The sequence below is a fragment of the Stenotrophomonas sp. PS02297 genome (assembly GCF_029959705.1).
GTDB classification, from domain to species: domain Bacteria; phylum Pseudomonadota; class Gammaproteobacteria; order Xanthomonadales; family Xanthomonadaceae; genus Stenotrophomonas; species Stenotrophomonas nitritireducens.
The window spans coordinates 1-4,082 of the sequence record NZ_JASCOS010000198.1; the positions used below are offsets into that span (position 1 = coordinate 1).

The 4,082-nt window shown below is 67.6% G+C and carries 5 protein-coding genes; 1 reads left to right on the forward strand and 4 read right to left on the reverse strand.

Annotation, left to right across the window (positions count from 1 at the left end; translation table 11 throughout):
• On the forward strand, positions 1-211 hold a 211-nt coding region (locus tag QMX80_RS18660), incomplete at its 5' end, for a hypothetical protein (RefSeq protein WP_282278676.1).
• A 201-nt stretch (positions 212-412) separates the two neighbouring features.
• On the opposite strand, the gene QMX80_RS18665 is transcribed toward QMX80_RS18660, so the two are convergent.
• The 4 genes from QMX80_RS18665 to QMX80_RS18680 are packed head-to-tail and all read right to left on the reverse strand — an operon-like array spanning position 413 to position 4,013.
• Complete coding sequence (locus QMX80_RS18665; protein WP_055768860.1) at positions 413-619, reverse strand: YdcH family protein; 207 nt, start codon at positions 617-619, stop codon at positions 413-415.
• A gap of 31 nt (positions 620-650) precedes the next feature.
• Positions 651-1,499 (reverse strand): aldose epimerase, encoded by an 849-nt coding sequence (locus QMX80_RS18670; protein ID WP_282278677.1) that lies wholly within the window; start codon positions 1,497-1,499, stop codon positions 651-653.
• A complete protein-coding gene (locus tag QMX80_RS18675; RefSeq protein ID WP_282278678.1) occupies positions 1,489-2,508 on the reverse strand; it encodes a glycoside hydrolase family 43 protein in 1,020 nt (339 codons plus the stop codon). The genes QMX80_RS18670 and QMX80_RS18675 overlap by 11 nt, the downstream gene beginning before the upstream one ends.
• Before the next feature lie 26 nt (positions 2,509-2,534).
• Positions 2,535-4,013: an MFS transporter gene (locus tag QMX80_RS18680; RefSeq protein ID WP_282278679.1), complete on the reverse strand. Its 1,479-nt coding sequence runs from the start codon at positions 4,011-4,013 to the stop codon at positions 2,535-2,537.
• Positions 4,014-4,082 lie beyond the last annotated feature (69 nt).

Below are 4,082 nucleotides of genomic sequence, written 5' to 3' on the forward strand. Positions count from 1 at the left end.
GGCTGAAAGAGCCCGCCGCGACGCAACGAAGGAAGGGGAGGCGGCGATGTGGCGGACCGGCCTTTTCGCGGCGGTGGCGATTGTCTGCTCGCTGGCGGCGGTACATGTCGTGCGCGCGAAGCCGCGCAGCATTTCCACATTGCCCGAACCTTCGGATGAAGTGAGGGCGTTGCTGGGAACCGGAAGGAAGACCGCCGCTATCCAGGCCTAGCGGCGGCAATGCGGCGCATTGTTGCTGGAAGCGAGCCGGGCCATCGACCACTACATGGCCTGAGAACAGGGACACCGGCTTTGCGGAAGCGGGCCTGCCTGCGGATGCTTTCCAGCCAGTCTGCATGGGGCATCTGCAGGTCACGGCCGCCGGATGGATCGGGAACACGTACCGGGCATGTGCCCGCGCCGGCGTCGGAATTCAGGCCGGCTCGTCGGGGATCAGCATGCTTTCCAGTTGCGCGATGCAGTCCTTGAGCTGCAGCTTGCGCTTCTTCAGGCGCTTGGCTTCCAGGTCGTCGTCCGGGTTGGCCGCCAGTTTCGCTATGCGTTCGTCCAGGCTGCGATGTTCGGCCTTGAGCGCGACAAGGCGCTGGGCGATTTCTTCGGGGGCCGGGGGCGATTGCATCGCCGCAGCATACAAGCCGCGCAGGCGCTCGTCATCGCGCGGCGGGCGCGCATGACCAACGCAGCCGGAACCCTGCCGAGATCGTGGCGCCGGGCGCCAGGCGACGGTCCGGATACAGGTTGAACGCGTCCGGTGGCGCGGTCTGCGGCTCGACGCAGGTGGCATGCGCCGGTTCGTCGAATACCACCCAGTGTGTGCAGCTCGAGCGCAGCCGCAGGGTCTGTTGCCGGCGATGCAGCAGCACCGGCCGATGGTTGAGGAAGCAGTCGTCCCACGGGCCGCATGGCACCGCGCCTGGAGGCGGTATCGCGATCCCCGCGCTGTCGCGCGGGAAACAGGCGTCCGGCGCGAAATCCAGCGCATCAGGCTTGCGGAACCAGGGATGCCAGCCGATGACGGGCAGCGGCATCGGTTGCGGGCCGGCTTCTACCGACAGGTGCAGACGCAGGCCATGCCTGCTGATGGCGATGCGTTGGGTGGCAACGCCGCCGAAGGGCCAGCGCTCGTCCTCGGGCAAAGGCAGTACCAGTTCGATGGCGGCCATCGACTGCCTCCGGACATGCCACGGCAGCACGAAACCGACACCATGGATGGCGTGGGCGCCAAGATTGGACGGCAGCCGATGGTTGCGGCCATCGAAGCGGAAGCGGCCATCGCGGATGCGCCCGGCCCACGGCAGCATCGGGTAGCAGCCCCAGCCGATCGCGGCCGGGGTTTCGTCGTGGCCGACCAGCCAGGGCACGCCCTGGTAATGGATCTGCGCGATGCGCCCGCCGGCTTCCGGCGCGACGTCCACGCTCAACGCCGGTCCGCCGAGCCGGATCAGCCGGCCCGGTGCCAATGGCCGCAGCGCAGCGTCCGCCGCCGGCTCATCCGCCATAGGGGTGCAGGGTAGCGATCCTGCCGTCGGCGTCGTGGTGCAGTTCGGTGACCTTGATGTTGCGCAGATGGGTCACGCCGCCGGACAGGATGGCGTCGTGGTAGTACAGCCACCAGCGGCCGTCGAACTCGATGATGGAATGGTGCGTGGTCCAGCCGATCACCGGGGTCAGGATGACGCCCTGGTACACGAACGGCCCGTAGGGGTTGTCGCCGATGGCGTAGCACAGCAGGTGGGTGTCGCCGGTGGAATAGGACAGGTAGTAGCGGCCCTGGTGGACGTGCAGCCACGGACCTTCGAAATAGCGGCGCTCGTGATCTCCGGCCAGCAGTGGATTGCCGTCCCCGTCCACGATAAGCACTTCGCGCGTCGGCTCGGCGAGCTGCTTCATGTCCGCCGTCAGGCGCGCCACGCGCGGCCCGAGCGCGGGTTCGTCGGCGGCCGGTTCCTCGTGCGCCGGGTCGTAGCGGTTGTCGCGGTACTTCTGCATCTGCCCGCCCCAGATGCCGCCGAAGTAGAGGTAGTGCCCGCCATCGGCGTCGGCGAATACCGCGGGGTCAATCGAATAGGTGCCGGCGATGGGCTCGGGTTCGGCCCGGAACGGACCCTCCGGGCGCTCGCCCACGGCCACACCGATCTGGAAGATGCCGTCGGCGCGCTTGGCCGGGAAATACAGGTAGTACCGGCCGTCGCGCGTCGCCGCGTCCGGCGCCCACATCTGCCCGGCAGCCCACGGTACGTCGTCCACGTGCAGGGCCACGCCGCAGTCGACCGCCGGCGATTGCGGCGAGTCCTGGCGGAACACGTGGTAGTCCTGCATCCGGAAATGGCCGCCTTCGTCGTCGAAGGCCGTGCCGCCGTCGATGTCGTGGGACGGATAGAGGTAAAGCCTGCCGTCGAACACATGCGCCGACGGGTCGGCGGTGTGGATGTGGGTGACCAGCGGTTGGGAAATGGCTTTTGCGGCCAACGCCGACAGCTCGGCCTCGGTGTATTCAAGGTCTGCCATGGATGTTCCTTGTGCGGGGGGCGGGCTCAGGCGGACGGCGCGGCGCGGCGTGCGGCCAGCTCGCGTTCGATCCGCGTCTCCAGCGGCTTGTTGATTTCGTAGAAGAACAGCAGCGCCACGCCGACCAGGAAGGGCAGCGAGCAGTACAGGCTGATGGACAGGCGGATGCCGGCGATGGCGCCGGTCGACTGCAGCGTCTGCGCCGCGTCGTAGCCGTAGTGGGCGAGGATGCCGGCGACCAGTGCGCCGCCCACGCTCAGGCCCAGCTTCAGGCCGCACAGGATGGCGGAGAAGACGATGGCGGTGGCGCGCCGGTGGTTCTTCCATTCCGAGTAGTCGGCCACGTCGGCGACCATCGCCCACAGCAGCGGGATGGTGATGCCGTAGAAGAAGCCGTGCAGGATCTGCGCGCCGAACACCAGCCCGATCCGGTCCGGCGGGAACGCGTAGAAGGCCAGCATGAACAGCGTGGAGACGAACAGCGCGGCGGCGAACACGTCGCGCTTGCCGAAGCGGTCGGCCAGGCGCTTGGAGAAGCCGATGCCGACGATCATGAAGACGATGCCACCGGCGTTGAACAGGCTGAAGGCCGAGGTCGGCGCGTCCTCCGGCCAGCGGAACCCGGTCAGGCCGACGCTGGACAGCAGCGCGTTCAATCCGGCGATCAGGCGGTTGAAGCCGATGTCGTCGAGGAATCCGGCCAGCGCATCGGCATGGAGGTAGTACTGGAAGTAGTAGATGTACATGCCGCCCTTGAGCGCCAGGGTGGTGAACACCAGCACGGTCAGCAGCAGGATCACCATCCAGGGCCGGTTGCGCGCCAGATCGGCCAGGTCCTGGCGGATGCTGGATTTCTGCTCCGGCGCCGGCAGTACCCGCTCGCGGGTGGTGAAGAAGGTGATCAGGAAGAACAGCGTGCCGACCCCGGCGAACAACAGCATCGCGTTGTGGAAACCGCGCACGCGGTCGCCGTCGCCGAGGATCAGCACCAGCGGCAGCAGCAGCGACTGCACGATCAGCTGGGCGATCATCACCGCCACGAAACGATAGGCCGACAGGCTGTTGCGCTGGGCCATGCTGCCGGTGAGCACGCCGCTCAGCGCCGAATAGGGCAGGTTGTTGGCGGCATAGACCAGCACCAGCAGGATGTAGGTAGCCGCCGCGTAGGAGATCTTGCCCTGCGCACCGAGGTCCGGGGTACTGAAGGCCAGCAGCGAAAGCACGCCGAACGGCACCGCCGTCCACAGGATCCAGGGACGGAACTTGCCCCAGCGGCTGTGGGTGCGGTCGGCCAGCAGCGCCACCGTGGGCGTGAACACGAAGGCGCCGAGCAGGCCGGCGACGAAGATGATGGTGGCCGCGCTGGAGGCGGGGATGCGGTAGACGTCGGTGTAGAAGAACGCCAGGAAGGTGACCAGCGTCTGGAAGATCAGGTTGGCGGCCAGGTCGCCCAGGCTGTAGCCAAGCTTTTCCCGGACCGACAGCACCGCATCGTTCGAACTCATGCCCTGCTCTCCGCTTGCGTTGAATGCGTAATGGACCGCGGCCCGCCCGGCATGGAGCCGGACGGGCCG